28 protein-coding genes are annotated in these 24,684 nt (G+C 65.4%); 18 read left to right on the plus strand and 10 right to left on the minus strand.

What is annotated here, in order from left to right; all coding sequences use genetic code 11:
- Window positions 1–24 precede the first annotated feature (24 nt).
- Genes infB through ACN9MV_RS15485 form a run of 5 tightly spaced genes read left to right on the plus strand, consistent with a single transcriptional unit; the run spans window position 25 to window position 7,136 of the window.
- On the plus strand, window positions 25–3,012 hold the full coding sequence (infB, locus tag ACN9MV_RS15465) for a translation initiation factor IF-2 (RefSeq protein WP_093054762.1): 2,988 nt from the start codon (window positions 25–27) through the stop codon (window positions 3,010–3,012).
- A 21-nt stretch (window positions 3,013–3,033) separates the two neighbouring features.
- The gene (gene rbfA, locus ACN9MV_RS15470) at window positions 3,034–3,405 is read left to right on the plus strand and encodes a 30S ribosome-binding factor RbfA (RefSeq protein WP_062479819.1); all 372 of its coding nucleotides are present in this window, start codon (window positions 3,034–3,036) and stop codon (window positions 3,403–3,405) included.
- 2 nt (window positions 3,406–3,407) lie between these two features.
- Window positions 3,408–4,364 (plus strand): tRNA pseudouridine(55) synthase TruB, encoded by a 957-nt coding sequence (gene truB / locus ACN9MV_RS15475; RefSeq protein WP_426392993.1) that lies wholly within the window; start codon window positions 3,408–3,410, stop codon window positions 4,362–4,364.
- A complete protein-coding gene (gene typA / locus ACN9MV_RS15480; RefSeq protein WP_093054766.1) occupies window positions 4,361–6,199 on the plus strand; it encodes a translational GTPase TypA in 1,839 nt (612 codons plus the stop codon). Before truB ends, typA begins: the two co-directional genes overlap by 4 nt.
- A gap of 19 nt (window positions 6,200–6,218) precedes the next feature.
- The gene (locus ACN9MV_RS15485) at window positions 6,219–7,136 is read left to right on the plus strand and encodes a DMT family transporter (protein ID WP_426392996.1); all 918 of its coding nucleotides are present in this window, start codon (window positions 6,219–6,221) and stop codon (window positions 7,134–7,136) included.
- Window positions 7,137–7,153: 17 nt separating this feature from the next.
- On the opposite strand, the gene ACN9MV_RS15490 is transcribed toward ACN9MV_RS15485, so the two are convergent.
- The 6 genes from ACN9MV_RS15490 to smpB all read right to left on the minus strand — a co-directional run bounded on the left by ACN9MV_RS15490 (window position 7,154) and on the right by smpB (window position 11,487).
- A complete protein-coding gene (locus tag ACN9MV_RS15490) occupies window positions 7,154–8,575 on the minus strand; it encodes a hypothetical protein (RefSeq protein ID WP_426392998.1) in 1,422 nt (473 codons plus the stop codon).
- A gap of 111 nt (window positions 8,576–8,686) precedes the next feature.
- A complete protein-coding gene (locus tag ACN9MV_RS15495; RefSeq protein WP_258355062.1) occupies window positions 8,687–9,082 on the minus strand; it encodes a COG4315 family predicted lipoprotein in 396 nt (131 codons plus the stop codon).
- 92 nt (window positions 9,083–9,174) lie between these two features.
- Window positions 9,175–9,993 carry an anti-sigma factor family protein gene (locus ACN9MV_RS15500; protein WP_307614112.1) on the minus strand — a complete coding sequence of 273 codons (819 nt, stop codon included), beginning with the start codon at window positions 9,991–9,993 and terminating at the stop codon, window positions 9,175–9,177.
- A 13-nt stretch (window positions 9,994–10,006) separates the two neighbouring features.
- Complete coding sequence (locus ACN9MV_RS15505) at window positions 10,007–10,522, minus strand: RNA polymerase sigma factor (RefSeq protein ID WP_426393000.1); 516 nt, start codon at window positions 10,520–10,522, stop codon at window positions 10,007–10,009.
- An 18-nt stretch (window positions 10,523–10,540) separates the two neighbouring features.
- Window positions 10,541–10,909 (minus strand): COG4315 family predicted lipoprotein, encoded by a 369-nt coding sequence (locus tag ACN9MV_RS15510; protein ID WP_093054778.1) that lies wholly within the window; start codon window positions 10,907–10,909, stop codon window positions 10,541–10,543.
- A 101-nt stretch (window positions 10,910–11,010) separates the two neighbouring features.
- Entirely contained in the window at window positions 11,011–11,487 is a 477-nt protein-coding gene (gene smpB, locus ACN9MV_RS15515) for an SsrA-binding protein SmpB (RefSeq protein ID WP_007832247.1), read from the minus strand.
- A gap of 63 nt (window positions 11,488–11,550) precedes the next feature.
- Here smpB and ACN9MV_RS15520 point away from each other — a divergent pair, with 63 nt between their 5' ends.
- Together ACN9MV_RS15520 and ACN9MV_RS15525 are read left to right on the plus strand one after the other, a co-directional pair.
- Window positions 11,551–11,997: a type II toxin-antitoxin system RatA family toxin gene (locus ACN9MV_RS15520; protein ID WP_258355058.1), complete on the plus strand. Its 447-nt coding sequence runs from the start codon at window positions 11,551–11,553 to the stop codon at window positions 11,995–11,997.
- Window positions 11,997–12,335, plus strand: coding sequence for an RnfH family protein (locus ACN9MV_RS15525; protein ID WP_426393002.1), 339 nt, complete (start codon window positions 11,997–11,999; stop codon window positions 12,333–12,335). Before ACN9MV_RS15520 ends, ACN9MV_RS15525 begins: the two co-directional genes overlap by 1 nt.
- Before the next feature lie 15 nt (window positions 12,336–12,350).
- On the opposite strand, the gene ACN9MV_RS15530 is transcribed toward ACN9MV_RS15525, so the two are convergent.
- Window positions 12,351–12,881 (minus strand): DUF4124 domain-containing protein, encoded by a 531-nt coding sequence (locus tag ACN9MV_RS15530; RefSeq protein ID WP_093074568.1) that lies wholly within the window; start codon window positions 12,879–12,881, stop codon window positions 12,351–12,353.
- A gap of 128 nt (window positions 12,882–13,009) precedes the next feature.
- Here ACN9MV_RS15530 and guaB point away from each other — a divergent pair, with 128 nt between their 5' ends.
- The 4 genes from guaB to guaA all read left to right on the plus strand — a co-directional run bounded on the left by guaB (window position 13,010) and on the right by guaA (window position 16,955).
- Window positions 13,010–14,479: an IMP dehydrogenase gene (guaB, locus tag ACN9MV_RS15535; RefSeq protein ID WP_093054786.1), complete on the plus strand. Its 1,470-nt coding sequence runs from the start codon at window positions 13,010–13,012 to the stop codon at window positions 14,477–14,479.
- 165 nt (window positions 14,480–14,644) lie between these two features.
- The gene (locus tag ACN9MV_RS15540) at window positions 14,645–14,893 is read left to right on the plus strand and encodes a type II toxin-antitoxin system Phd/YefM family antitoxin (protein ID WP_093054788.1); all 249 of its coding nucleotides are present in this window, start codon (window positions 14,645–14,647) and stop codon (window positions 14,891–14,893) included.
- A gap of 11 nt (window positions 14,894–14,904) precedes the next feature.
- Window positions 14,905–15,324, plus strand: a complete 420-nt coding sequence (locus ACN9MV_RS15545) for a type II toxin-antitoxin system VapC family toxin (RefSeq protein WP_093054789.1) — start codon at window positions 14,905–14,907, stop codon at window positions 15,322–15,324.
- Between the two features lie 11 nt (window positions 15,325–15,335).
- A complete protein-coding gene (guaA, locus tag ACN9MV_RS15550) occupies window positions 15,336–16,955 on the plus strand; it encodes a glutamine-hydrolyzing GMP synthase (protein WP_307614115.1) in 1,620 nt (539 codons plus the stop codon).
- A gap of 67 nt (window positions 16,956–17,022) precedes the next feature.
- Here the strand turns inward: guaA and ACN9MV_RS15555 are convergent, their stop codons facing one another.
- Window positions 17,023–18,087 carry an AraC family transcriptional regulator N-terminal domain-containing protein gene (locus ACN9MV_RS15555; protein WP_426393005.1) on the minus strand — a complete coding sequence of 355 codons (1,065 nt, stop codon included), beginning with the start codon at window positions 18,085–18,087 and terminating at the stop codon, window positions 17,023–17,025.
- Window positions 18,088–18,143: 56 nt separating this feature from the next.
- Between ACN9MV_RS15555 and ACN9MV_RS15560 the strand changes: the two genes are divergently transcribed.
- Complete coding sequence (locus ACN9MV_RS15560) at window positions 18,144–19,007, plus strand: SDR family NAD(P)-dependent oxidoreductase (RefSeq protein WP_426393006.1); 864 nt, start codon at window positions 18,144–18,146, stop codon at window positions 19,005–19,007.
- Window positions 19,008–19,065: 58 nt separating this feature from the next.
- Here the strand turns inward: ACN9MV_RS15560 and ACN9MV_RS15565 are convergent, their stop codons facing one another.
- The gene (locus tag ACN9MV_RS15565; protein ID WP_176928782.1) at window positions 19,066–19,674 is read right to left on the minus strand and encodes a porin family protein; all 609 of its coding nucleotides are present in this window, start codon (window positions 19,672–19,674) and stop codon (window positions 19,066–19,068) included.
- A gap of 1 nt (window position 19,675) precedes the next feature.
- On the opposite strand from ACN9MV_RS15565, the gene ACN9MV_RS15570 reads away from it, so the two are divergent.
- Window positions 19,676–19,828 carry a hypothetical protein gene (locus tag ACN9MV_RS15570; protein ID WP_307614119.1) on the plus strand — a complete coding sequence of 51 codons (153 nt, stop codon included), beginning with the start codon at window positions 19,676–19,678 and terminating at the stop codon, window positions 19,826–19,828.
- 131 nt (window positions 19,829–19,959) lie between these two features.
- Complete coding sequence (locus ACN9MV_RS15575; protein WP_426393008.1) at window positions 19,960–20,463, plus strand: 2'-5' RNA ligase family protein; 504 nt, start codon at window positions 19,960–19,962, stop codon at window positions 20,461–20,463.
- Between the two features lie 33 nt (window positions 20,464–20,496).
- On the opposite strand, the gene ACN9MV_RS15580 is transcribed toward ACN9MV_RS15575, so the two are convergent.
- A complete protein-coding gene (locus ACN9MV_RS15580; RefSeq protein WP_093054799.1) occupies window positions 20,497–21,411 on the minus strand; it encodes a LysR family transcriptional regulator in 915 nt (304 codons plus the stop codon).
- 127 nt (window positions 21,412–21,538) lie between these two features.
- On the opposite strand from ACN9MV_RS15580, the gene ACN9MV_RS15585 reads away from it, so the two are divergent.
- Genes ACN9MV_RS15585 through ACN9MV_RS15600 form a run of 4 tightly spaced genes read left to right on the plus strand, consistent with a single transcriptional unit; the run spans window position 21,539 to window position 24,629 of the window.
- The gene (locus ACN9MV_RS15585; RefSeq protein ID WP_426393171.1) at window positions 21,539–22,528 is read left to right on the plus strand and encodes a 2Fe-2S iron-sulfur cluster-binding protein; all 990 of its coding nucleotides are present in this window, start codon (window positions 21,539–21,541) and stop codon (window positions 22,526–22,528) included.
- 36 nt (window positions 22,529–22,564) lie between these two features.
- On the plus strand, window positions 22,565–23,821 hold the full coding sequence (locus tag ACN9MV_RS15590) for an aromatic ring-hydroxylating dioxygenase subunit alpha (protein WP_093173844.1): 1,257 nt from the start codon (window positions 22,565–22,567) through the stop codon (window positions 23,819–23,821).
- A complete protein-coding gene (locus tag ACN9MV_RS15595; RefSeq protein WP_426393010.1) occupies window positions 23,818–24,300 on the plus strand; it encodes an aromatic-ring-hydroxylating dioxygenase subunit beta in 483 nt (160 codons plus the stop codon). Before ACN9MV_RS15590 ends, ACN9MV_RS15595 begins: the two co-directional genes overlap by 4 nt.
- Before the next feature lie 8 nt (window positions 24,301–24,308).
- Window positions 24,309–24,629 carry a non-heme iron oxygenase ferredoxin subunit gene (locus ACN9MV_RS15600; protein ID WP_093074550.1) on the plus strand — a complete coding sequence of 107 codons (321 nt, stop codon included), beginning with the start codon at window positions 24,309–24,311 and terminating at the stop codon, window positions 24,627–24,629.
- The last annotated feature ends 55 nt before the right edge of the window (window positions 24,630–24,684 follow it).

The raw sequence follows: 24,684 nt of genomic DNA on the forward strand, positions 1-24,684 counted from the left end.
CGGTCATGGAGGCACGAAACCAATATGTCCAGTACCACTGTCGCCGAGTTCGCGAACGAGCTCAAGAAGACTCCCGAAACCTTGCTTGACCAGCTCAAGAGCGCAGGTGTGCCCAAAGCGGCCGCCACCGATGCGCTCACCGAGGCTGACAAGCAGCGCCTGCTCGGCCACCTGAAGGCCAGCCACGGCACCGTCGAGCCCGAGCGCAAGAAGATCACGCTGACCAAGAAGTCGACCAGCGAGATCAAGCAGGCCGACGCCACCGGCCGCGCCCGCACCATCCAGGTCGAGGTGCGCAAGAAGCGCACCTTCATCCAGCGAGAAGACGGCCATCCCGCCACGCCCGAGACGGCGCAGCAAGTGGCCGAGGCACCTGCCGCCGCGCCCGCCGCTCCCCGCATCGACGAAGCCGAACTGGCCCGCCGCGAGGAAGAAGCGCGCCGCCAGGCCGAGCTGATCCGCCGCCAGGAAGAAGAGCTGGCTGAGAAGCGCCGCCTGCGCGAAGAAGCCGAAGCCCGCGAACGCGAGCAGGCCGAAAAGGCTGAAAAGGCCGAGCAGGAAGCCGCACGCGTCGCCGCCGAAACCGCCGAGAAGAAGGCCGCTGCCGCAGCAGCTGCTGCCGCCGCGAGCGCAAAGGACAGCACCACGGCCACCAAGCCGGCGGCTGCCCCCGCGCCCGCCGTGACGGCCGCCGCCGCTGCTGCAGAGCAGAAGGCTGCCGATACCAAGCTCGCCGCGCAAACTGCTGCGACGCAGGCCAAGGAAGACGCGAAGGCCAAGGCCGCCGCCGAATCGAAGGCCCGCGCCGACGAAGAAGCCGCGCGCGCCAAGGATCTCGACGAGCGTCGCCGCAAGGCCCTGGCCGAAGCCGAAGCCATCCGCGCCATGATGAACGCACCGGCCCGCGTGCTGGTGCCGCACAAGGCACCCGAGAAGCCGCAGCCCGAGAAGGCCGCGGTCAAGGGCACGCTGCACAAGCCGACCGCGCCCGCAGCGCGTGCCGGCGCACCTGCCGCTCCCGGCGCTGCAGCAGCTGCACCCGGCGCTGCCGGTGCCGCAGGCAAGGAAGTCAAGTCCGCCAAGCTCTCGTCGAGCTGGGCTGGCGATCCTGCCAAGAAGAAGGAAATCAAGACCCGCGGCGATGCCAGCGGTGGTGTCGGTCGCGGCAACTGGCGCGGAGGCCCGCGCGGTCGCCGTGGCAACGACCGCGGCGGTCACGACGAGCAACATGCGCCGGCCGCACCGGTCGAGGCGCGCATTCTCGAAGTGCATGTGCCCGAAACCATCACGGTGTCCGAGCTCGCGCACAAGATGGCCGTCAAGGCGCAAGAGGTCATCAAGCAACTGATGAAGCTCGGCCAGATGGCGACCATCAACCAGTCGCTCGACCAGGACACCGCAATGATCCTGGTGGAGGAAATGGGCCACAACGCGGTGGTTGCCGCGCTTGACGACCCGGAAGCCTTCACCGACGAGGACGTGTCGGCGCAAACCGCCGAAGCCTTGCCGCGCGCGCCGGTCGTGACCGTCATGGGTCACGTCGACCACGGCAAGACCTCGCTGCTCGACTACATCCGCCGCGCCAAGGTCGCTGCGGGCGAAGCCGGCGGCATCACGCAGCACATCGGCGCCTACCACGTGGAAACCGATCGCGGCATGGTGTCGTTCCTCGACACCCCGGGTCACGAGGCCTTCACGGCCATGCGTGCCCGCGGTGCGCAAGCTACCGACATCGTGATCCTGGTGGTGGCGGCCGACGACGGCGTCATGCCCCAGACCAAGGAAGCCATCAAGCACGCGAAGGCGGCTGGTGTGCCGATCGTGGTTGCCATCAACAAGGTGGACAAGCCCGACGCCAACCTGGACCGCGTGAAGCAGGAACTGGTGGCCGAAGAGGTCGTGCCCGAAGAGTACGGCGGCGACGTGCCGTTCGTGCCGGTGTCCGCGAAGACGGGCCAAGGCATCGACGACCTGCTCGAACAGGTGCTGCTGCAGGCCGAAGTGCTGGAACTCAAGGCGCCGGTGGATGCCGCCGCCAAGGGCCTGGTCATCGAAGCCCAGCTCGACAAGGGCCGCGGCCCGGTTGCTACCGTGCTGGTTCAGTCCGGTACGCTCAAGACCGGCGACGTGGTGCTGGCCGGCTCGACCTATGGCCGCGTGCGTGCCATGCTGGACGAAGACGGCAAGTCGACCAAGACCGCAGGCCCGTCGATCCCGGTCGAAATCCAGGGTCTGACCGAAGTGCCGCAAGCGGGCGACGAGTTCATGGTGATGAGCGACGAGCGCCGTGCGCGCGAAATCGCCACCTACCGTGCCGGCAAGTTCCGCAACACCAAGCTGGCGAAGGCCCAGGCTGCGAATCTGCAGAACATGTTCACCGACCTGTCGGCGGGCGAAGTGCAGACGCTGCGCATCATCATCAAGGCCGACGTTCAGGGCTCGCAGGAAGCTCTGGCGCAATCGCTGCTCAAGCTGGCGACGGACGAAGTCAAGGTGCAGGTGGTGTACGCCGGCGTGGGTGGTATCAGCGAAAGCGACATCAACCTCGCCATCGCCTCCAAGGCGGTCGTGATCGGCTTCAACGTGCGTGCCGATGCCGGTGCGCGCAAGCTGGCCGAGAACAACGGCGTGCAGCTGAACTACTACAGCATCATTTACGACGCTGTGGACGAGATCAAGGTCGCGATGTCGGGCATGCTGGCACCGGAGCGCCGCGAGGAAATCATCGGCTCGGCCGAAATCCGCACGGTGTTCGTGGCCTCGAAGATCGGTACCGTTGCAGGTTCCTACATCACCTCGGGCTCGGTCAACCGCACTGCGCATTTCCGCCTGCTGCGCGACAACGTGGTGGTCTACACGGGCGAAATCGACTCGATCAAGCGCATGAAGGACGATGTGCGCGAAGTCCGCGAAGGTTTTGAGTGCGGTATCAAGCTCAAGAACTACAACGACATCAAAGAGGGCGATCAGCTCGAATTCTTCGAGATCAAGGAAATCGCCCGGACGCTGTAAGCGTTCCATGCGAGAAAGTCCATGCCGAAGAGAAAAGCCGCCGCCCCCAACCGCGCGTTCAAGGTCGCCGATCAGATCCAGCGCGATCTGACGGAGCTGATCGCGCGCGAGTTGAAGGACCCGCGCGTGGGCATGGTCACGATCCAGGCCGTCGAGGTCACGCCCGACTATGCGCACGCGAAGATTTTCTTCAGCCTGCTCACGGGCGACGTGGCCGAGACGACCGAAGCGCTGAACCAGGCCGCGGGCTTCCTGCGCAACGGCCTGTTCAAGCGCCTGCACATCCACACCGTGCCCACGCTGCACTTCCTGTTCGACCGCACCACCGAGCGTGCGGCCGACATGAACGCGCTCATCGCGCAAGCCGTCGCTTCGCGCTCGAAAGACGACTAGCCATGAACGCGCCACGCACAAGGGTGCAGCGGCGCCCTGTGCATGGGGTGTTGTTGCTCGACAAGCTGCTGGGACTCTCCAGCAACCAGGCCTTGCAAAAGGCCAAGTGGTTGCTGCGCGCGGAAAAAGCAGGCCACACCGGCACGCTCGATCCGCTCGCCACCGGCGTCCTGCCGCTGTGCTTTGGCGCGGCCACCAAATTCAGCCAGTTGCACCTCGATGCCGACAAGACCTATGAGGCCACGGCTCGCCTGGGCATCAAGACTGCCACGGGCGATGCCGAGGGCGAAGTGATCGCCGAGCGGCCGGTGCACGTCACGTCTGAAGACCTGGCGCGCGTCGAGGCGCAGTTCACCGGCCCGATCCGCCAGGTGCCCCCGATGCACAGCGCGCTCAAGAAGGACGGCAAGGCGCTGTACGAATACGCGCGTGAAGGCGTCGAAGTAGAGCGGACACCGCGCGACGTCGTGATCCACAAGCTCGAGCTCAGCGTGATCGGCGACGACGTCATCCGCATCCTGGCCTCCGTCAGCAAGGGCACCTACATCCGCACACTCGGCGAAGACATCGGCGAGGCGCTTGGGTGTGGTGCACACCTGAGCTCGCTGCGCCGGACCGCAACGGGCGGCTTTGTCGAGGCCCAGTGCATCACGCTCGAAGCGCTCGAAGCCATGGACGAGGAAGAGCGCCTGGCACAACTCCTGCCTGCCGAAGCCCTGGTGGACGGCCACAGCCGCGTCACGCTCGGCGCGGAAGATGCGGCACGTTTTCTTTCGGGCCTGCGCCGCCGTGGCGGCTGGGCCGATGCCGATGAGGTGGCCGTGTTCGGCTCCGACCCGCAGGCGTTCCTGGGCACAGCCCATGTAACGGCCGGCGAATTGATCCCGGGGCGCTTGCTGAACCCCATCGAAATCCAGCAAATTCTTTTGAACGCACAACAGACCGAAGCGACACCATGAGTACCAAGCAAATTCGCAATATCGCCATCATTGCCCACGTGGACCATGGCAAGACCACGATGGTCGACCAATTGCTGCGCCAGTCCGGCACCTTCGCCGAGCACGAGAAAGTGGTCGACACGGTGATGGACAACAACGCCATCGAAAAGGAACGTGGCATCACGATCCTGGCCAAGAACTGCGCCGTGACCTGGGAAGGCACGCACATCAACATCGTCGACACCCCGGGCCACGCGGACTTCGGCGGTGAAGTGGAACGCGCGCTGTCGATGGTCGACGGCGTGGTGCTGCTGATCGACGCGCAGGAAGGCCCGATGCCGCAGACGCGCTTCGTGACCAAGAAGGCGCTGGCCCTCGGCCTGAAGCCCATCCTCGTGGTGAACAAGGTCGACAAGCCGGGCGCCAACCCCGACAAGGTGGTCAACGCCGCCTTCGACCTGTTCGACAAGCTCGGCGCGACCGACGAACAGCTGGACTTCCCCGTGGTGTACGCCTCGGGCATCAACGGCTGGTCGTCGCTGGAAGAAGGCGCGCAGGGCGAGCAGTGGGGCCCCGACATGTCGGCCCTGTTCAACACCATCCTGAAGCACGTGCCGGCGCAAAAGGGCGATCCCGCCGCGCCGCTGCAGCTGCAGATTTCCGCGCTCGACTTCTCGACCTTCGTCGGTCGCATCGGCGTGGGCCGCATCAGCCAGGGCACCCTGAAGCCGATGATGGACGTGGTGGTGATGGAAGGCCCGGACGGCAAGGCCATCAAGGGCCGCGTCAACCAGGTGCTGACTTTCCAGGGTCTGGACCGCGTGCAGGCCACTGAAGCCGGCCCGGGCGAGATCGTGCTGATCAACGGCATCACCGACATCGGTATCGGCGTCACCGTGACCGACCCCGCGAACCCCGCGCCGCTGCCGATGCTCAAGGTCGACGAACCGACCCTGACGATGAACTTCTGCGTCAACACCAGCCCGCTGGCCGGCCGCGAAGGCAAGTTCGTCACCAGCCGCCAGATCTGGGACCGCCTGCAGAAAGAACTGCAGCACAACGTTGCGCTGCGCGTGAACGAAACCGACGAAGAAGGCATCTTCGAAGTGATGGGTCGCGGCGAACTGCACCTGACCATCCTGCTGGAAAACATGCGTCGCGAAGGCTATGAAATGGCCGTGTCGAAGCCGCGCGTGGTGTTCCGCACCGTCAACGGCGAGAAGCACGAGCCGATCGAACTGGTGACGGCCGACATCGAAGACCAGCACCAGGGCGGCGTGATGCAGGCACTGGGCGAGCGCAAGGGCGAACTGGTCAACATGGAACCGGACGGCCGTGGCCGCGTGCGCCTCGAATACCGCATTCCGGCGCGTGGCCTGATCGGCTTCACGAACGAATTCCTGAACCTGACGCGTGGCTCGGGCCTCATCAGCAACATCTTCGACAGCTACGAGCCGCACAAGGGCGACATCGGCAGCCGCAAGAACGGCGTGCTGATCTCCATGGACGACGGTGAAATCTTCACCTACGCCCTGGGCAAGCTGGACGACCGCGGCCGCATGTTCGTGAAGGCGAACGACCCGGTGTACGAAGGCATGATCGTCGGCATCCACAGCCGCGACAACGACCTGGTGGTGAACGCCACGCGCACCAAGCAGCTGACGAACTTCCGCGTCTCGGGCAAGGAAGACGCGATCAAGATCACGCCCCCGATCGAACTCACGCTCGAATACGGCGTGGAATTCATCGAGGACGACGAACTGGTCGAAATCACGCCCAAGAGCGTGCGCCTGCGCAAGCGCTACCTGAAGGAACACGAGCGCAAGCGCGCGGGCCGCGATACGTCGCAAGGCTGATCGACTCCGTCGATTTGCCATGCGCCTGACGCACGGCGGCGCCGTCTGGCTGATGGTCGTCGTGACCCTGATGTGGGGCACGGCGGGCGTCGTCACCCGCCACCTGGCGCAGGCGCACAGTTTCGAGATCACCTTCTGGCGCAGCCTCTTCACGACGCTGGCGCTGCTGGTGATCTTGCCGCTTTGGCGGGGCCGCGCCGTGTTCTCGCAACTGCGCCACGGCGGGCGCGAACTCTGGATCTCGGGCGCGTGCTGGGCCGTGATGTTCACGGCCTTCATGGTCGCGCTCACGCTGGCTTCGACGGCCAGCGTGCTCGTCACCATGTCGCTCGGGCCGCTGCTCACGGCGCTGGCGGCGCGCTTCTTCATTGGCCATAAGCTGCCCGCGCGCACCTGGCTGGCCATCCTGGTCGCGGGTGCGGGCATCGGCTGGATGTACGGCACGCAACTGATGCAGGGCGGGGGCGGATCGCTGGCCGGCACGCTGCTCGCGCTGTGCGTGCCGCTGGCGGGCGCGGCCAACTGGACCGTGGTTCAGCACGCGCAGGCGAAGGGCCACAAGGTGGATCTGGTGCCCGCGGTGCTCATCGGCGCGGTGCTCACGGCGCTCTTCACGCTGCCCTTTGCATGGCCGTTCCAGGCGAGCGCACACGACCTCGGGCTGCTGGCCTTCCTGGGCCTGTTCCAGCTCGCCATTCCCTGCGTTCTGTCGGTGTTGTGCGCCCAGGTGCTGAAGGCGCCTGAAGTCGCGTTGCTGGCCTTGCTGGAAGTCATTTTCGGCATCGCGCTGGCCTGGATTGGTGCGGGCGAGCAGCCTGCAGCGAGCGTGCTGACCGGCGGGGTGCTGGTCATCGGCGCGCTGGTGTTCAACGAACTGCTGGCGCTGCGCGGCCGGCGCACCACGGTCGCCGACACGGCGGTGCCGGGCGCGCACTGACCGACTGGCGCTTCTGCCTACTGCGGCATGGCCGCGTCGGTGACGCCCATGCTGCTCAGCCGCGCTTCGAGCACCTTGCGCACGAAGGTCTTCGGAAAATCGTCGCTGACACGCCAGCTGCCGTTGTCTTCCACGAAGGTGAATTCTCCGGTCACGGGCAATGAGGTGTCGCTGCCCGAGAGGGCGCCCAGCAGGCTGTCGTTGTATTCGATGACCAGCGGGCAGGTGTGGCCCATGCCATCGTCCAGCTTGCGGCAGGGGCCCGTGGGCTCGATCTCGGCGATTTCTCGTGAGCGGTTCGGGTCCTTGCGCACCAGGCCCGAGTCGGTGCGCGGGCGCATGCGCATGGCCGACGCCGACCGTGCCGCGCTCAACGGTGCCGCGCCTTCGCGGAAGGCTTTTTCCATCGCCTCGCGGCCGATGGGCTCGGCGTTGTAGAGCGGTCTGCCATCGGAGTCGAGATGCCCGAAGCGGGCCTCGACGATGGCGACGTCCGCGCCGCGCACCACCATCTCGTCGCTCTTCGGCTCCGTGGGACCGATGGTGTATGCCATGGGTTCCTTGCTGTCGCCCCGCGTCATGACCGCCACGCAGCCTCGCACGCGCTCCGGCTTGCGGTAGCCGACTTCGCGCATGCTGCCGACGGAGGGCGTTTCGATCACAGTGCCGGCGTTCGGGTCGAGGTGGCGCATGCGTACGTCCATGGTCACGCGGCGCATGAGGCTGTCGAGTGTCTTGCGCGTGGAGGCGGCGTCGCAGGCGGGCACGCTCGCCGGGGCGAACAGATACCAGCCGAGGCCGCCGCCGATCACCGCCACGGCCAGGATGAACTTCCACGCGCCGATGCGGCGGCTGCGTTGCGCGCGGGCCTGCCATGCCTTGACGGCCTGCTCGTCGGCCTCGATCAGGGCCTGTGCCTCGTTCACGATGCGCGTGCGCTCGGCGGCCATGGCAAAGGCCGGCTCGGCGGCGACCTGGGTGCGCAGGGCGTCGAAGCGTTCCTTTTCGAGCGGGCCTTCAGTTGCCAGCCAGGCCAGCGTGGCCACGGGTGACGCAGCCACGGTGCCCACGACCGGCGTTTCCGTCAGCGCCATGTCGCGCGTCTCGGCGTCGATGAGGCTGTCCCTGAAGAGCACCTCGATTGCCTCGTGCGTGATGCCTTGCCCGGCCAGCTCGATGAGGTCGTCGGCATCGATGGCGGTATCCGCCGCGTCGTCGACGTGTGGGGCGTCGTCGCCGATCTTGTCGAGCGCCGCGTTCTGTTCTTCCTCGGTGACCAGGCCGCGTACGCGCATCCAGGCTAGCGCATGGGCCGGGCTGGGGAGCGGGGGAAGGGCGGCGGTTTCGGGGTGGGCGCGCGCGGCGTCGTGCTGTGCGTCGCTGATCAGGCCCTGGGTCAGCAGGGCGAGGAACGCATCCGGATTGGCGTCAGGGCTCATGCGGGGATTCTGCCGTGGGTGGTGCGGCCTCTACACCGGGAAACGCCGGGAAAAGCCGATAAAAGAAAACGCCGGCAGGCGCCGGCGTTCTTGCGTCAGATCCTTGATGGATCAGGGACGAGCGACTTTCCAGGCGCCGTTTGCCACGCCGTCGCCGGTCTTGTCACCGGGCTTGGCATCTTTCGCCCAGTAGTACAGCGGCCAGCCCTTGTAGGCCCACTGGCGCTTGCCGTCTTCGCGAATGATGATGGTGTAGCCGCCGATGGGCTTGGCGGTGTCGGCCACGCTGAGCGCGGGCCAGTTGGCGGCGCACTGGGCGTTGCAGGCGGAGGTGCCGGAGCCGGCGGTGTCCTTGGTGAAGGTGTACAGCGTCATCCCGTTTGGTCCGACCAGCACGCCGTCGGCGGTGCGGGTGGGCGTGTCGGGGGCGCTGGCGGTCTTGTTGGACATGCCGCCGCAGCCGGCGAGCAGGGCCGCCGCGAGGATCGAGGCGCTGAGCAATTTCATGCAGTTTCTCCTTCAGTTGAAAAATCGCGAAAACAAGCCAGGTGACGGAAAGCCAGGCAATGTGATTGCGCGACCGGCAGTTTATGCGGTCGTTACGACAAATCGCGGTAGGCCAGCGTCGCAAGTTTGAGCAGAACTTCTCGCGGCAGCTTGCCGGCGAGGGCATAGCCGAAGCCCTGGTCGACCCAGTAGAAACTGGGCACGGGGCCTTCGGAGGCGAAGCGGAAGGCGGTTTCGCGTGCGGCGGTGGCCCCGGCGGCATTGGCGTCCAGCGTGCCGATGTAGAGCGTCACGCGCTCGCCGGCCGCATCTTCGAACATGAACTGGGCCCGCGCGCCGGTTTCCCCGGGCAGCAGGCGGCCGCCGACCAGGGTGTAGCCCTGGGTGGAGAGGTCGGGCACCTTCAGCGGCCTGTCGAGGCGCCTGGAGAGCCACTGGACCAGGTGCTGCTGCTCGGAGGCGGCCACTTCGACGGGGTGTCTTTTCTCGGGTGCGTAGACGGCGTGCGCGACAGAGGCGTCGTGCACGAATTCGCGCACCGCCGGCACCTTGGCCAGTTGCGTGCCGCCGCGCGGCGCGGACCATTGGGCATTCCCGAGCCAGCCGGCAGCGAAGGCGATCAGCAGACCTGCCGCCATGCCGCCCCAGCGAAGCCAGGAGACGTGCCGTGCCGTTCGCGGCAGATGCCGATCGAGTGCGCCCATCAGGGCAGCGGGAACCGGTTCGTCGAGCAGTTCGCCATGCAGCCGGCGCAAGGCATCGCGCTGCGTGTGCCAGGCAGCGACCTTGGCGGCCACGGCGGGATCGCTGGCAATGGCTTCCTCGACCGCGCCATGACGATCGGCGGCCAACTGGCCATCGACCCAGGCGTGCAGCTCGTCGTCGGTAGGGGGCGGGGCGGGGCGGCTCATGGTGCGGCGGGTTTCATTTGAGGCGGCGCAGGCCGGGGCGAATGGGCGCCGATGCGCCGTCCATCAGTTCCTGCAGCCGGACGCGGGCGCGCGACAGGCGCGACATCACCGTGCCGGCCGGGATGTCGAGCACCTTGGCCACTTCGGCATACGACAGGTCTTCGAGCGTCACCAGCAGCAGCACGGCGCGCTGTTCGTCCGGCAACTGCATCAGGCAGCGCTGCAGGTCGAGGCTGGTGCCCTGGTCGCGACCAGGATCGACGCCGCCCTGCAGTTCGTGCGGCAGGTCGTCGAGCGGCACCACGGCATGGGGTGGTGGCGTGCGGCGGACCTGGCTCGCGAAGATGTTGTGCATGACGGTGAAGAGCCACGCGCGCAGGTCGCTGCCCACCACCCACAGACGCCATTTGCTGCAGGCGCGCTCCAGCGTGTCCTGCACCAGGTCGTCGGCCGCCCACGCATTACCCGTGAGTGCCCGCGCATAGCGGCGCAGGCTCGGGATGTGCTCGACCAGCAGGCGGGCGTCCATGGGGCGTGGATCGGTCGATCAGGGCTTGGCGGTTTTCCAGGTGCCGTTGACGCCGTCACCGGTCTTGTCGCCCGGCTTGGTGTCCTTGGCCCAGTAGTACAGCGGCCAGCCCTTGGCGGCCCATTGCTTCTTGCCGTCGTCGCGGGTGACGATGGTGAAGTCGCCGCTCGGCTTGTCGCTGTCGGCGGCCATGAAGGGCGGCCAGTTGGTGGCACAGCCGCCATTGCAGACCGACTTGCCGTTGCCGGCCGTGTCCTTGTCGAAGGTGTAGAGCGTCATGCCGTTCGCACCGACCAGCGCGCCGTCGGCGGGCTTGGGCTGGGCGAAGGCGGGGAGTGCGAGAACGGCGCTCAGCAATACGGCGGAAGATGCGCGAAAAGGCGACATGGAAAGACTCCTGGGTTGTGTGTGGCGACACCGGTGGTCCAGTGACAACCGCACAAACGCCCGCAGCCCGTCTTTTATTCCATTGCCCGCAAAAAAAAGATTCAGCGGCTGCGGTTCTTCATTGCGCGCTCGACTTCGCGCTTGCCTTCGCGGTCCTTGATGGTGTCGCGCTTGTCGTGCTCGGCCTTGCCCTTTGCCAGCGCGATCTCGCACTTCACCTTGCCGGCCTTCCAGTGCAGGTTGAGCGGCACCAGCGTGTAGCCCTTTTGCTCGACTTTGCCGATCAGGCGACGGATTTCGTCCTTCTTCAGCAGCAGCTTCTTGGTACGGACCGAATCGGGGTTGACGTGGGTGGATGCGCTCTTGAGCGGGTTGATCTGGCAACCCACGACGAACAGTTCGCCATTGCGGATCACCACGTAGCCGTCGGTGAGCTGCACCTTGCCTTCGCGCAGCGATTTGACTTCCCAGCCTTCGAGGACCATGCCGGCCTCGAAGCGTTCTTCGAAGAAATAGTTGTACGCGGCCTTCTTGTTGTCGGCGATGCGGGAGGAGGTATCTTGTTTCTTTGTGGCCATGACTCGGGAATGTGGGGGCTGCATGGCTTCAATACAATCCGTCGCGCACGCTGTGTCGATTCTATGAAAACAGTCAACAAGTCCGTCCTCATCTGGTACAGCGCCGAAGAGATGTATGCGCTCGTCACCGATGTGGCGAGGTATCCGCAGTTTCTTCCCTGGTGCGACAAGGCCCGCATCATCGAGCAGGACGAGGCCGGCATGACGGCCGAAGTCGGCTTGGCCTTTGCCGGTTTGCACCAGAGCTTTACCACCCGCAACACCCATGTTCCGGGGCGCGAGGTGCAGCTGAAGCTGGTCGACGGGCCGTTCTCCAACCTCGACGGAAAGTGGAAGTTCGTGCCCGTGGGCGAGCAGGGCGAGCGCGCCTGCCGCGTCGAGCTGCACATGAGCTACGGCTTCAGCAATTTCGCGCTGCAGGCGCTGGTCGGACCGGTGTTCGACACCATCGCCTCCAGTCTTGTCGAAGCCTTCGTCAAGCGCGCCGAGCACGTCTACGGCGCAACCTGATGACCATCGAGGTCACGCTGAGCTGCTCGCCCGCGGCACGCGAGGTGTTCGAGCAGGTGCTGCAGCTCTTGCCCGAGACAACACTGGCCGACGCCGTGCGGGCCAGCGATCTTTCGCTGCGTTTTCCGGACCTGGATTGGCGTCATGCGATGACGCCGGGCATCTGGGGCAGGGTGGTCGAGTGGGACCAGGCCCTGAAGGACGGCGACCGCATCGAGCTGTGCCGCCCTCTCGCAGTGGACCCCAAGGTGGCGCGCCGGGAGCGCTTCCAGCGCCAGGGCTCGAAGGGAACCGGCCTGTTCGCGAATCGCCGCAAGGGCGGCAAGGCCGGCTACTGAGCTCGAGCTGCCGGGCTACTTGCAGTCGCTGTTGATGACCGTCTGAAGGCGCTTCTGCTCGGCGGCGCGCGCGGCGTCGTCCATGATCTCGCGCTCGCCCTGCGAATTGACCTTGGCAATGCGCATGCCGCTGTCGACGGTGGCTTTGCCCTGGCGTGCGAGAGCGCAGTTGTCGGCCTTGGCCTTTGCGACCTTGGCGGCTTCTGCGGCTTCCTTGGCCTTTGCTTCGGCCTCGGCCTTCTTGGTCTTTTCCTCGAGCTCCTTGTCGACACCAGTCGGCTTCGGCGTGCCCGCCGTCTTGGCCGGTGCAGTTGCCTCGGCCGGCGTACCTTCAGCGGGCGGCGCATCGACGTTGGGGTTCGCAGTGGAGCGCGCCGCTGGCGGCGGGCCCACGCGGCGCAGGATGTTCTTCTCGGGCACATCGGGCGGTGGCGCCTGATCGCTGAAGACCTTCTTGCCGTTCTTGTCGAGCCATTGCCATTGCGCGCTTGCCGAAAGCGGCAGCGCAACGACACATCCCAGTACCAGCCAGTGCACGAATTTCATCCCCGAAGTTTAGCCGGGCCTTACTTTTTGCAACATCCCGCTTAGGTAGTTTTGCAACGCCCATGAAAAGCCCGGGCCGGCGAACAGGCCGGGCGCCTCGTTACAATCCGTCTTTTGGAGCTTCACCCATGCGCCTTCTCGGCAAAGCGCTCACCTTCGACGACGTGTTGTTGGTGCCAGCGTTCTCCCAGGTCCTGCCCAAGGACACCTCCCTCGCCACCAAACTCTCCCGCAACATCACGCTGAACCTGCCGCTCGTCTCGGCGGCCATGGACACCGTGACCGAAGCCCGCCTGGCGATCGCCATCGCGCAAGAGGGCGGCATCGGGATCGTTCACAAGAACCTCACCGCGCAACAGCAGGCCGCCGAAGTGGCCCGCGTGAAGCGCTACGAGTCGGGCGTTCTGCGCGACCCGGTGGTGATCACCCCGACGCACTCGGTGCGCCAGGTGATGGCGCTGTCAGACCAGCTCGGCATCTCGGGCTTCCCGGTGGTTGACGGCGGCAAGGTCGTTGGCATCGTGACGGGGCGCGACCTGCGCTTCGAGAACCGCTATGACGTGCCGGTCAGCGAAATCATGACCCAGCGCGAGAAGCTCATCACCGTGCCCGACGGCACCACGCTGGCCGAAGCCAAGGCATTGCTCAACAAGTACAAGCTCGAGCGGCTGCTCGTCATCAACGGCGACTGGGAGCTCAAGGGCCTCATCACCGTCAAGGACATCACCAAGCAGACCAGCTTCCCCAATGCAGCACGCGACGCCAACGGCCGCCTGCGCGTGGGCGCTGCGGTCGGCGTGGGCGATGGCACCGAAGAGCGCGTCGAAGCCCTGGTGAAGGCCGGCGTCGACGCCATCGTGGTCGACACCGCCCACGGCCACAGTTTTGGCGTGATCGAGCGCGTGCGCTGGGTCAAGAAAAACTACCCGCAGGTCGAAGTCATCGGCGGCAACATCGCCACCGGCGACGCCGCGCGCGCGCTGGCCGACGCCGGCGCCGACGCGGTCAAGGTCGGCATCGGCCCGGGCTCCATCTGCACCACCCGCATCGTGGCCGGCGTGGGCGTGCCGCAGATCATGGCGGTCGACAGCGTCGCCACCGCGCTGCAGGGCACGGGCATTCCGCTGATCTCCGACGGCGGTGTGCGCTACTCGGGCGACATCGCCAAGGCCATCGCGGCCGGCGCGAGCACCGTCATGATGGGCAGCATGTTCGCCGGCACCGAAGAGGCACCGGGCGAAATCGTGCTGTACCAGGGCCGCAGCTACAAGAGCTACCGCGGCATGGGCTCCATCGGCGCGATGCAGCAGGGCAGTGCCGACCGGTACTTCCAGGAATCGACCACCGGCAACCCCAACACCGACAAGCTGGTGCCCGAAGGCATCGAAGGCCGCGTGCCCTACAAGGGCTCGATCGTCTCCATCGTCTACCAGATGGCCGGCGGCGTGCGCGCCAGCATGGGCTACTGCGGCTGCGCGACCATCGAGGACATGCAGAACAAGGCCGAGTTCGTCGAGATCACCACGGCCGGCATCCGTGAGAGCCACGTCCACGACGTGCAGATCACGAAGGAAGCGCCGAACTACCGCGCTGAGTAGTCTGGCCCCCACGCTCCCCCCTGCGTGTGGGTCGCTGTCCCCCGAGGGGGCCGCAGGCCGCCTTGGGACGGCCCGGCGCCGGCCCGAAGCCCATTCTGGCCAGACCTTGAAAGTCAGGCCAGAATGGGTTTAGAATTTGGGCCAGATTCAAATTTTCTGGCCCAAATGCAATCCATCGGTATCGCTGAAGCCAAGAACAACTTCTCGGCCCTGATCGACTCGGTCGAAAAGGGCGAGGAGGTTCGCATCACCCGCCACGGCAAGGAAGTCGTGCGCATGCTGCCGGTGCGCCGCAAGCCGGTTATCACCGACGAGCAGATCGAGCGCGAACTCGGCCAGATCGACGCGCTGCACGCCACCATCCAACCCGGCCTGCCATTGCGCGCCTTGCTCGACGAAGGGCGCCAATCGTGACAGCCTTCGTCATGGACGCCTCCGTCACCGCCGCCTGGCTGTTGCCCGACATGGCCAGCGAACACACCCGCAAGCTCTACGCCGCCATCCGCCGCGACGAGGTCGAGCCGCAGGCGCCCAACGCCTGGCAGTGGGAGTGCGCCAACATTCTTGCCAATGGCGTACGCAGCGGCCGCATTCCGGCGTCCGCGGTCGAAGGGCTGTGGAGCGTGCTCGACGCCATCCGCCATCGCGTCGAGCTGCATGAACTCGCGCCGGCCCAGCACAAGGCTGTGCTCGCGGTCGCCATCGATGCCGGCGTCTCGCTCTACGACGCGGGCTACCTCTGGCTCGCCAAGTCGCTCAATCTCCCGCTCGCCACCTTCGACGAGCACCTCATCCAGGCGGCGCCGCAAGCGGGCGTCAAGCTGTTCGACATTTCAACGCTCTGAGTCCTTTCGCCATGCAACACGACAAGATCCTCATCCTCGACTTCGGCTCGCAAGTCACGCAGCTCATCGCACGCCGCGTGCGCGAGGCGCACGTGCTGAGCGAAGTGCACCCCTGCGACGTTACCGACGAATGGGTACGCGAATACGCCGCCGACGGCCACCTCAAGGGCGTGATCCTTTCCGGCAGCCACGCCAGCGTGTACGAAGAGACCACCGACAAGGCACCGCAGGCCGTGTTCGACCTCGGCGTGCCCGTGCTCGGCATCTGCTACGGCATGCAGACCATGGCGCACCAGCTCGGCGGCAAGGTCGAGGGCGGCCACAAGCGCGAGTTCGGCTTCGCGGCCGTACGCGCCCATGGCCACACCGCGCTGCTGAAGGACATTGCCGACTTCACCACGCCTGAAGGCCACGGCATGCTCAACGTGTGGATGAGCCACGGCGACAAGGTCACCGAACTGCCACCGGGCTTCAAGCTCATGGCCAGCACCGACAGTTGCCCCATCGCCGGCATGGCCGACGAGGCGCGCCGCTACTACGCGCTGCAGTTCCACCCCGAAGTGACGCACACCGTGCAGGGCAAGGCGATCATCGAGCGCTTCGTGCTCGGCATCTGCGAAGCCAAGCCCGACTGGGTCATGCGCGACCACATCGCCGAAGCCGTCGAGAAAATTCGCGAGCAGGTGGGCGACGAAGAAGTCATCCTGGGCCTCTCGGGCGGTGTGGATTCGAGCGTGGCAGCCGCGCTCATCCACCGCGCCATCGGCGACCAGCTGACCTGCGTGTTCGTCGACCACGGCCTGCTGCGCCTGAACGAGGGCGACATGGTCATGGAGATGTTCGAAGGCAAGCTGCACGCAAAGGTGATCCGCGTCGACGCCAGCGACCTGTTCCTCGGCAAGCTCGCCGGCGTGAGCGACCCTGAAGCCAAGCGCAAGATCATCGGCGGCGAGTTCGTCACCGTGTTCAAGCAGGAGGCCGCCAAGCTCAAGGCGGGCGACGGTGGCCACAAGGGTGCGACCTTCCTGGCGCAGGGCACTATCTATCCCGACGTCATCGAGTCTGGCGGCGCCAAGAGCAAGAAGGCCGTCACCATCAAGAGCCACCACAACGTGGGCGGCCTGCCCGAGCAGCTTGGCCTGAAGCTGCTCGAACCGCTGCGCGACCTGTTCAAGGACGAAGTGCGCGAACTGGGCGTGGCACTCGGCCTGCCGCCCGAGATGGTGTATCGCCATCCGTTCCCCGGCCCGGGCCTGGGCGTGCGCATCCTCGGTGAAGTGAAGAAGGAATACGCCGACCTGCTGCGCCGCGCCGACGCGATCTTCATCGAGGAGCTGCGCAACTTCACCGACGCCGAAACGGGCAAGACCTGGTACGACCTCACGAGCCAGGCCTTCACTGTGTTCCTGCCCGTGAAGAGCGTGGGCGTGATGGGCGACGGCCGCACCTACGACTACGTGGTGGCACTGCGCGCCGTGCAGACCAGCGACTTCATGACTGCCGACTGGGCCGAGCTGCCTTATGCGCTGCTCAAGAAGGTGTCGGGCCGCATCATCAATGAAGTGCGGGGCATCAATCGCGTGACGTACGACGTTTCGAGCAAGCCGCCGGCGACGATCGAGTGGGAGTGACGAAATCGAGCAGTGGCAGCGGGCTCTCCGGGACGCCGGCAATCGCCGCCACTGACTCCGAAATCGTTCAGGGATTGCCGGGCTGTTCATCCAAGTCGCCGCGTAGCAGTGCGATGTCGCGAATGGGCGGATTGCCGAACAGCCGCCTGTACTCGCGACTGAACTGGGTCACGCTTTCATAGCCGACACGATACGCGGCGGAGGTCGCGTCCAGCCCCTCGGTCAACAGCAGACGTCGTGCTTCATGGAGCCGAATGTGCTTTTGATATTGCAGCGGACTCATGTGCGTGATGGCGCTGAAGTGATGGTGCAGAGTCGAAACACCCATTGCCGCTATTTCCGCCAGATCCTCGATGCGGATCGCTTCAGCGTAATGCTCGCGTAGCCAAGCGATTGCAGTCAGGATCTTGTCGCGCCGGGGATCTTGTCTGGCAATGCGACGAAGATGACCGCCCGACGGCCCCATGAGCAGGCGATATGTAATTTCGCGCAGCACCAGCGGCGCCATGATCGCGATGTCCTGCGGTTTGTCAGCAAGCGCGGAAAGTCGCACGAAAGCGTCAAGCAGTTCCGTGGTCATATGCCCGAAAGTCATGCCGGATTCGGCGTTGCTCGTCGCGGCGATGCCTTGCAGGTCGATCTCCCCTCCGATCGCCTGCACCAAGGCAAAGTCCAGCTTCAACATCATGGACAGGCAGGGGCGGCTGGGGTTGGCCTCCAGCACATGCGAGATCGTGGGTAGATCCACCGCCGTCAGGACAAATTTGGCCGCGTCATATTCATAGGCATCCGAGCCCAGGACGACACGCTTGCGGCCCTGAACGACGAAGCCGACGCTGGACTCGTAAAGCATCGAGGCGGGTTCGGTGGGGCCATCGCGGCGATACAGAGTCAGGCCGGGCAACGCGGATACGTGGTCGCCAGCTTTAGGCAAGCGCGCCAATAGATGTGAGCGAAGGCGCGCGCGCAGCCACACGCCCTCCGAATCTTCATCGGGCCGAGCCAGCTGAAGCTGGGCGTCATTCATCAGAACCATGGAGTCATTGTGCCCAGCGGGCTGCTGCTCGGACAAGAAATCCGCGCCCGGCAAGACGATCAGGCAATGATCGGGAAGGATCAGGCTACCGACCACCTGCAGCCATGCATAGAGTTGGACCCCATCACAAACTGATGGATACGAGATCGAATATGTCTAAGGTATGGCTTGTTACGGGTAGCGGCTCCGGCTTGGGCCGGGCAATCACAGCTAAAGCGCTGGAGGCGGGCCACCGCGTCGTCGCGACTGCGCGTGATGTGAGCCAGTTGGATGACTTGGTCAAGTCTTATGGTTCCCGCGTAATGCCGGTCCGTCTCGACGTTACCGATGAGCGAGAGGGCGTCGCAGCGGTAGACGCTGCCGTCTCTGCTTTTGGGCGCCTTGATGTTCTCGTAAACAATGCGGGATTTGGTGAAACGCGGCCATTTGAAGAGGTTTCATCGGGCGACTTTCGCCGTGTTGTGGAAACCAATTTCTTTGGTGTCGTGAACCTCACGCGGGCTGCCCTTCCTGTGATGCGCCAACAGCGGAGTGGTCACATCATCCAGATCTCGTCCATCGGTGGGCGGTCGGCCTTGGCCGGCAATGCTGCTTACGTTGCTTCCAAGTGGGCGGTAGGCGGCTTTGCCGAAACCGTCGCTCTTGAGTCCGCATCGTTTGGAGTCAAAGTGAGCGCACTCGAACCAGGCGGCATGCGCACGAATTGGGGTAAGCGAGCGTTTGGAAGCGTGCCTGCCATGTTGCCGGACTATGAAGCCTCGGTTGGGGAAACCGTCCGACAACTGGAAGCATATTGGGGCAATGAACCAAGCGATCCCGAAAAGGTCGCGCAGGTTGTAGTCGGTGTCGCTGGAGCCGATCGTCTGCCGCCTCACATCCTCCTCGGCTCGGACGCATTCCAAGGAGCACTTGGAGCTGACGCGGCGAGAAATGCCGCTGCCGAGCGCTGGAAGGCTGTAAGCGCGTGGACGGATATTGCTTTCGAGGGGCCACTGCCCGATTTCCCTTCCGAGTAACGGAGCGAGTCCTCCCGCAGGATGACTTCTCGGGTTGGCGGCGCGCCACTCTTCTTGCTCAGAAGCTCGCCTTCAGACCCACCGTCAGCATCCCGCCCTTGGCCTGCTTCGACAGCTTGCCGAAGTAGTCGTAGTCCGCGGTGATGGCAAGGTTCTGCGTCACGCGGTACTCCGCGCCGAAGCCTGCCATTACGCCGGTCGAACTGCCCGAGATGCGCTGGTTGACCGGCACCCAGTTGTTGTCGCCGGAAATGCGTCCACGCGAAACACCGAGGCGGCCGTTGATGGCGAAGGAATCGCCCAGCGGCAGGCGCGCGGTGGCGGCTGCGTAGAAGACCTGGCCCGTGCCGCTTTGCAGGCGGGAGTAGGCGCCGCCCGAGCTCCACTGGCTTACGCGGCCGAGGCGCGCATAGCCGGCTTCCACACCGAAGTTTTCCGTCAGCCTGTAGCCGCCGTAGAGCTTGTAGGCCGTGCCGGCCTTGCTGCTCTTCTCGCCGCCCCATGGCACGGGCACGCGGTTGGACGACGGCAGGCTGTAGCTCGAGCGGCCGATGGCGCCGCCTACATAGAGTCCGGTATCTGCGTTCGGAGCGGCGGCGTGCGCGCCGATGGCAGTGGTGCCGAGCAAAAGTGCGGCGAGGGCAGAGCAGGCAAGCGAATGCTTCAAGATGAAATTCCTGGTTGGAGCTGTTGAGATTTGTGCGACGCGTGACCGGCTGTTTGACCCGGTCACCGGCGTGCGACGATTCTCAAATTCCAATCTGAAGAAGAGCTTTGTGCTTGCTGAAGGGCTCATGAAGCGCACTCTCGATGCGCGATGATCGGAGCAATGCCAGAACAGCTTTTTCTTCCCGGAATCGATCCCCCGCCGCGGCCCCTGCCGCGTCCACGAAGCAAGGTGCTTCGCAAGGAACCACTGCCGCACGCACTCTTTTTCGCACTGCTCCCCGACATGCAAGACGCCGCGATGATCGCCGCGCTCGGCGAGCGCATGAATTCGCAACACGCCCTGAAGGGAACGCTGGTCGAGGCGCATCGCCTGCATGTCACGCTGTTCGATCTCGGCGACTACGCGCAGGTGCCGGCCGACAAGGTGGCGCAGGCTTCGAACGCTGCTGCCTCGGTGCCTGTGCCGGCATTCGATGTCGTTTTCGAGAAATCCATGAGCTACGCGAAAGGCGCGCTGGTGCTGTGCGCCGACGATGAGGAGAGCGTCTCAGCCCTGCGGGCTTTCAGGCAGCGTCTGGGCGAGGCACTGGCCGATGCCGGCCTGAAACCCTCGCGCTCATTCACGCCGCACATGACCGTCGCCTACGCGCGGCGCAAGCTCGAGAAGCACGCGCTCGAAGCGCCAGTCCGGTGGACTGCCGGGTCGCTCGTTCTGATCGACAGTCACGTCGGCGAAGGCGCGCACGAGGTGCTGGGTCGGTGGCCTGACAACACTGCGGTCGCCTGAGGCGAGCGTGCAGCGTCTCCCTGCCAGTCGCGATCAATCGCCGTCCGCGAAGTTGTCGAACAGCAGCCCGCGCAGCCATTGGTTGCCCGGGTCGCGGTGCGCCTTCGCGTGCCAGAACAGATTGATCGCAATCTGCGGCAGTGCCACCGGGTGAGGGCGCCACACCAGCCCGAAAGGCTCGGCGATGCTCTGCGCGAGCCGCTCGGGCACGGTCGCGATCATGTCGCTGGAGCGCAGGATGTGGCCGATGGCCACGAAGTGCGGCACCTTGAGCTTGATACGCCGGTGAATGCCCTGAGCCGCCATCACGTCGTCGGCCTTGCCATGGCCCGTGCCGGCCGCCTGCACCTGCACGTGGTCGGCCGCGCTGAAATCCTTGAGCGACACGCTGCGCTTGCGTGCGAGCGGATGCTCCTTTGAAAAGATGCACACATAGCGCTGCAGGAACAACCGGCGCTGGAACACGCCGGCTTTCAGCTGCGGCAGCAGGCCGATGGCGATGTCGACGTGGCCGGCTTCCAGCTCGTCGCGCAGGCTGGCCGCGGTGTTGTTGCGCACCGTACTGATGGTCACGCCGGGCGCCGCCACCGACAGCGCCTCCATCAGCCGCGGCGTGAAGTAGATCTCGCCGATGTCGGTCATCGCGAGCGTAAAGCCGCGCGTGCTCGTGGCGGGGTCGAACACCACCTGCTGGTTGAGCGCCGTGTGCAGCGCGCCCATCGCGTAGGCCACCGGTTCGGCCAGCTGCAGCGCGAAGGGCGTGGGCTCCATGCCGCGCGCGGTGCGCAGGAACAGTTCGTCGCCCAGCAGCTTGCGCAGCCGCGCCAGCGCATTGCTGATGGCCGGCTGCGAGAGTCCGAGTGACTCGGCCACGGCCGATACGCGTTTCTCGGCCAGCATGCGGTCGAACACGAGCAGCAGGTTGAGGTCGATGTCCTTGAGTTGCATGGCGCACCTTTATTCATCGTGGTGATGCAGAGGATTCACCAAATTCTATTGGTCAATCGGCAGCGGCCGCGCATCATCCGGCCCCAGAGACAAGCCGGCCATGACGCCGGCGCAAGAGAACCCCACGATGGACCTGCATATTCACCCCCTTGCCCGCACCCTCGAAGTTCGCCCCGGCGCGAACCTGCTCGAAGTGCTGCGCGAGCACCATGTGCCGGTGTCGTACAGCTGCATGTCGGGGCGCTGCGGCACCTGCCGCTGCAAGGTGGTGTCGGGCCAGGTGCTCGACGCTGGCCAGGACGCGATCCGGCCCGACGGGCAAGGCGAGCGCTACGTGCTGGCCTGCCAGAGCACGCTGACCGAAAGCTGCGCCATCGAGATCCCGGAGCCCGACGAAGTAGTGGTGCACCCGGCGCGCATCCTCAAGGCCACGGTCACGGGCATCGACGTGCTCACGCATGACATCCGCCGCCTGCGCCTGAAGCCGAACAAGCCGTTGGAGTTTTCTCCAGGCCAGTATGCGCAGCTGCAATTCGCGCCCGACCTGGCGCGGCCGTATTCGATGGCGGGGCTGAGCCACGACTCGGAGCTTGAATTCCACGTGCGCAGGGTGCCCGGCGGGCGAGTCACGGCGCACATCTTCGAACAACTGCGCGTTGGCGATTCGGTGCGCGTGAGCGGGCCGCTGGGCACGGCCTACCTGCGCACCAAACACCGGGGTCCGATGCTCTGCGCGGCGGGTGGCACGGGGCTGGCGCCCATCCTGTCGATCGTGCGAGGCGCCATCGCGGCCGGGCTAACGCAGGCCATTCACCTCTACCTGGGCGTGCGCTCCGATGCCGACGTCTACGGCCTGCAGGAACTGCGCGAGCTGCAGGCGCAGCACCCTGGCCTGAACGTGCATGTGGTCGTCGTCACCGGCCCAGCGCTCGACGGCCAGCGCATCGGCCTTATCACCGACGCCATTCGCGCCGACTGGCCCGGCAGCCTCGATGGCTGGCGCGCCTACCTCTGCGGCTCGCCGCCGATGGTCGAGGCCGTGACGCAACTGGTGCGCGGTCGCGGCCTTGCCCCCGAGCAAACCCATGCCGATGCCTTCTACCTGCAAGGCACCTGAAGCGAAGATCCACGAGAAAAGAAAAGGAGACCCGCGATGACCACGCAAGCCGTGTTCCCCATCGAGCTGAAATGGGAAAGCGAAAAGAGCAGCCGCATTCCCTTCATGGCCTATACCGACGAGGCGTTGCACAAGAAAGAGCTGCAGCGCTTCTTCTATGAAAAGCACTGGTGCTACGTCGGGCTGGAAGCCGAGATCCCGAACCCGGGCGACTTCAAGCGCACCACCATCGGCGAGCGCTCGGTCGTGATGTCGCGCGACGAAGAGGGTGCCATCCACGTCTTCGAGAACGTCTGCGCCCACCGCGGCATGCAGTTCTGCCGCGAGCGCCAGGGCAACCGCAAGGAGTTCGTCTGCCCCTACCACCAGTGGAACTACACGCTCAAGGGCGACCTTCAGGGCGTGCCGTTTCGCCGCGGCGTGAAGCAGGACGGCAAGGTCAACGGCGGCATGCCGGCCGACTTCAAGACCGAGGAGCACGGCCTCACCAAGCTCAAGGTGGCCTCGCGCGGCGGCGTGGTGTTCGCGTCGTTCGACCATGAAATCGAGTCGTTCGAAGACTTCCTCGGCCCCGACATCCTTCATTACTTCGACCGCCTGTTCGACGGCCGCAAGCTCACCATCCTCGGCTACAACCGCCAGCGCATTCCGGGCAACTGGAAGCTCATGCAGGAGAACATCAAGGACCCGTATCACCCGGGCCTGCTGCACACCTGGTTCGTCACTTTCGGGCTTTGGCGCGCAGACAACAAGTCGGAGCTGAAGATGGACGCTCGCGGCCGCCACGCCGCCATGATTTCCACGCGCGGCAACGCCGGCAAGGCTGCGCAGGTCACGCAGGTGTCGAGCTTCAAGGAGAGCATGCAGCTGAAAGATCCGCGCTTTCTCGACATCGTGCCCGAGCCCTGGTGGGGCGGGCCGACCGCGGTGATGATGACGCTGTTTCCGAGCCTGATCCTGCAACAGCAGGTCAACAGCGTGTCGACGCGGCACATCCAGCCGGTGGGGCATGATGCCTTCGATTTCGTCTGGACGCACTTCGGCTTCGAGGACGACACCGAGGAGATGACGCAGCGACGCCTGCGCCAGGCCAATCTGTTCGGGCCGGCCGGCTTCGTCTCGGCCGACGACGGCGAGGTCATCGAGTTCTCGCAGGAAGGCTTCGAGCAGAAGCCCTTCCACCGCACGCTGGCCGAGCTCGGCGGACGCGAGGTCGAGAACACCGATCACATGGTGACCGAGACGCTGATCCGCGGCATGTATCGCTACTGGCGCGAGGTGATGGAAGCATGACGAACCTCGACGCCAACACTTATCTCGATCTGTCGCGGCTCTACGCGGCCTACGCGCATGCCGTCGATTCTGGCAACTGGGACCTGTGGCCTGCGTTCTTCATCGAGCAATGCAGCTACCGCCTGCAGCCGCGCGAGAACCACGAGCGCAACCTGCCGCTGGCCACGCTCTCCTTCGAGAGCCGCGGCATGCTGGAAGACCGGGTCTACGGCATCAAGGAGACGCTGTTCCACGACCCGTACTACCAGCGCCACGTCGTCGGACTGCCGCTGGTGCACAAGGTCGATGACAACGGCACGATTCATAGCGAGGCCAACTATGCGGTGTTCCGCACCAAGCTTGACCAGGCCTCGACCGTGTTCAACGTGGGGCGCTACCTCGACACCGTGGTGCCCACGCCCGAGGGCCTGAAGTTCGCCACGCGCCTGTGTGTGTTCGACAGCGAAATGATCCCGAACTCCATCATCTACCCCGTCTGAAAGCAACCATGAGCACGATGACCTGGGTCGACGCCGCGGCAGTCGACGACGTTCCCTCCGACGACGTGGTGGGTATCGAGGTGCAGGGGAGGGACATCGCCCTCTACGGCACCGAGGACGGCATTCACGCCACCGATAACATCTGCACGCACGGCCACGCGCGGCTGTGCGACGGCTTTCTCGAAGGCCACGAGATCGAATGCCCACTGCACCAGGGGCGCTTCGACGTGCGCACGGGCAAGGCGATGTGCGCACCGCTCACGGAAGACCTGCGCAGCTATCCGGTGAAGATCGAAGGCGGGCGGGTGTTTCTCGCGTTCGAGGGCTGATCTGTTCTGCCTCTTGTCTGCACCGTCTGTATCTGTTCTGCCGCGAAAGGGCTGG

It is taken from the genome of Variovorax sp. R-27 (assembly GCF_049913215.1).
Classification (GTDB): domain Bacteria; phylum Pseudomonadota; class Gammaproteobacteria; order Burkholderiales; family Burkholderiaceae_C; genus Variovorax.

Excerpts from the sequence above, each read along its gene's own strand:
- infB (WP_093054762.1), top strand. The coding sequence starts at position 25 with ATGTCCAGTACCACTGTCGCCGAGTTCGCGAACGAGCTCAAGAAGACT.
- rbfA (WP_062479819.1), top strand. The coding sequence starts at position 3,034 with ATGCCGAAGAGAAAAGCCGCCGCCCCCAACCGCGCGTTCAAGGTCGCC.
- truB (WP_426392993.1), top strand. The coding sequence starts at position 3,408 with ATGAACGCGCCACGCACAAGGGTGCAGCGGCGCCCTGTGCATGGGGTG.
- typA (WP_093054766.1), top strand. The coding sequence starts at position 4,361 with ATGAGTACCAAGCAAATTCGCAATATCGCCATCATTGCCCACGTGGAC.
- ACN9MV_RS15485 (WP_426392996.1), top strand. The coding sequence starts at position 6,219 with ATGCGCCTGACGCACGGCGGCGCCGTCTGGCTGATGGTCGTCGTGACC.
- ACN9MV_RS15490 (WP_426392998.1), bottom strand. The coding sequence starts at position 8,575 with ATGAGCCCTGACGCCAATCCGGATGCGTTCCTCGCCCTGCTGACCCAG.
- ACN9MV_RS15495 (WP_258355062.1), bottom strand. The coding sequence starts at position 9,082 with ATGAAATTGCTCAGCGCCTCGATCCTCGCGGCGGCCCTGCTCGCCGGC.
- ACN9MV_RS15500 (WP_307614112.1), bottom strand. The coding sequence starts at position 9,993 with ATGAGCCGCCCCGCCCCGCCCCCTACCGACGACGAGCTGCACGCCTGG.
- ACN9MV_RS15505 (WP_426393000.1), bottom strand. The coding sequence starts at position 10,522 with ATGGACGCCCGCCTGCTGGTCGAGCACATCCCGAGCCTGCGCCGCTAT.
- ACN9MV_RS15510 (WP_093054778.1), bottom strand. The coding sequence starts at position 10,909 with ATGTCGCCTTTTCGCGCATCTTCCGCCGTATTGCTGAGCGCCGTTCTC.
- smpB (WP_007832247.1), bottom strand. The coding sequence starts at position 11,487 with ATGGCCACAAAGAAACAAGATACCTCCTCCCGCATCGCCGACAACAAG.
- ACN9MV_RS15520 (WP_258355058.1), top strand. The coding sequence starts at position 11,551 with ATGAAAACAGTCAACAAGTCCGTCCTCATCTGGTACAGCGCCGAAGAG.
- ACN9MV_RS15525 (WP_426393002.1), top strand. The coding sequence starts at position 11,997 with ATGACCATCGAGGTCACGCTGAGCTGCTCGCCCGCGGCACGCGAGGTG.
- ACN9MV_RS15530 (WP_093074568.1), bottom strand. The coding sequence starts at position 12,881 with ATGAAATTCGTGCACTGGCTGGTACTGGGATGTGTCGTTGCGCTGCCG.
- guaB (WP_093054786.1), top strand. The coding sequence starts at position 13,010 with ATGCGCCTTCTCGGCAAAGCGCTCACCTTCGACGACGTGTTGTTGGTG.
- ACN9MV_RS15540 (WP_093054788.1), top strand. The coding sequence starts at position 14,645 with ATGCAATCCATCGGTATCGCTGAAGCCAAGAACAACTTCTCGGCCCTG.
- ACN9MV_RS15545 (WP_093054789.1), top strand. The coding sequence starts at position 14,905 with ATGGACGCCTCCGTCACCGCCGCCTGGCTGTTGCCCGACATGGCCAGC.
- guaA (WP_307614115.1), top strand. The coding sequence starts at position 15,336 with ATGCAACACGACAAGATCCTCATCCTCGACTTCGGCTCGCAAGTCACG.
- ACN9MV_RS15560 (WP_426393006.1), top strand. The coding sequence starts at position 18,144 with ATGTCTAAGGTATGGCTTGTTACGGGTAGCGGCTCCGGCTTGGGCCGG.
- ACN9MV_RS15570 (WP_307614119.1), top strand. The coding sequence starts at position 19,676 with ATGAAATTCCTGGTTGGAGCTGTTGAGATTTGTGCGACGCGTGACCGG.
- ACN9MV_RS15575 (WP_426393008.1), top strand. The coding sequence starts at position 19,960 with ATGCAAGACGCCGCGATGATCGCCGCGCTCGGCGAGCGCATGAATTCG.
- ACN9MV_RS15580 (WP_093054799.1), bottom strand. The coding sequence starts at position 21,411 with ATGCAACTCAAGGACATCGACCTCAACCTGCTGCTCGTGTTCGACCGC.
- ACN9MV_RS15585 (WP_426393171.1), top strand. The coding sequence starts at position 21,539 with ATGGACCTGCATATTCACCCCCTTGCCCGCACCCTCGAAGTTCGCCCC.
- ACN9MV_RS15590 (WP_093173844.1), top strand. The coding sequence starts at position 22,565 with ATGACCACGCAAGCCGTGTTCCCCATCGAGCTGAAATGGGAAAGCGAA.
- ACN9MV_RS15595 (WP_426393010.1), top strand. The coding sequence starts at position 23,818 with ATGACGAACCTCGACGCCAACACTTATCTCGATCTGTCGCGGCTCTAC.
- ACN9MV_RS15600 (WP_093074550.1), top strand. The coding sequence starts at position 24,309 with ATGAGCACGATGACCTGGGTCGACGCCGCGGCAGTCGACGACGTTCCC.